The organism is Rhodoferax sp. ZS1R8 (assembly GCF_056521325.1).
In genome coordinates this window covers 468-1,404 of sequence record NZ_JBWMBA010000079.1, presented here as the reverse complement: position 1 = coordinate 1,404, position 937 = coordinate 468, and the positions used below count along the sequence as shown (strand labels likewise).

Below are 937 nucleotides of genomic sequence, written 5' to 3'. Positions count from 1 at the left end.
GCGGTTGCAGGCGGTGAAGTAGGTGGCGTGCGGGGTGTCGTTGCCGTCGGCGTCTTGCAGGAAGGGTGGGCCCCAGTGGCGGGTGTCGTCGCCGTCGCCTGGCTTTTCGACTTTGATGACGTCGGCACCCAGGTCGGCCAGCATTTGGGTGCACCAGGGGCCTGCCAGGACTCTGGAGAGGTCCAGGACTTTGATGTGGGGGAGGGCGGAGGGTTTTTCTGGGGTTGTCATGGTCTTTCCTTTGTGCCTATTTTGTTGCGTTGCGGCGGGGTTTTATGCTGCGCAGCTTTTGTGGTCCCCACTCTCCCCCAACCCCTCTCGCCCCGCCGGGCGAAAGGGGAGCCTTAACAGCCGATCTTGCGTGTTCGTTCCGGCTGCGGTGCTACTTGGGAGAGGTTGCGATATGTGTTGGTGTGCTCAGGTTTCTCGTGTGGGGCGGTCGCAGTGAACGGCTCGGTGCTGGCGCGCCCACAGCGGGCCGCTGCGCGAGCCCGCCAGCAGCGCGTGTGCCGCAACCGCCCGAGGTCTCTACGACCGTTGGCAACCACTCTATGCCAACCCACCCGCTGGGAACGCGACACCAGTAATTCCGCAATCGGCGCGCAACAGCCAAATCGGCTGTTAAAGCTCCCCTTTCGCCCGGCGGGGCGAGAGGGGTTGGGGGAGAGTGGGGGCACAAAAGCAACGCAGCAAAGGCCCTCCCTCAAGAAAAAACATATCTAGAAAGCAGCTATTCCAGTCTGAGCACGTCCCAAAATCAAAGCATGGATGTCATGGGTGCCTTCGTAAGTGTTGACCACTTCCAAATTCACCAAATGCCGCGCCACCCCATATTCATCCGAGATGCCATTGCCACCCATCATGTCCCGCGCCAACCGCGCAATATCCAATGACTTGCCGCAAGAATTGCGTTTCAGAATGGAAGTGATTTCCACCG

At 60.3% G+C, this 937-nt stretch carries 2 protein-coding genes; both read right to left on the bottom strand.

The genetic code is table 11. From position 1 onward, the window contains the following. A partial coding sequence (locus AC097P_RS23920) for a CoA transferase (RefSeq protein WP_479612923.1) occupies nucleotides 1-231 on the bottom strand: 231 nt, incomplete at its 3' end. Nucleotides 232-719: 488 nt separating this feature from the next. Then, nucleotides 720-937: acyl-CoA dehydrogenase family protein (locus AC097P_RS23915; RefSeq protein WP_479612922.1), on the bottom strand; the 218-nt coding region annotated here is incomplete at its 5' end.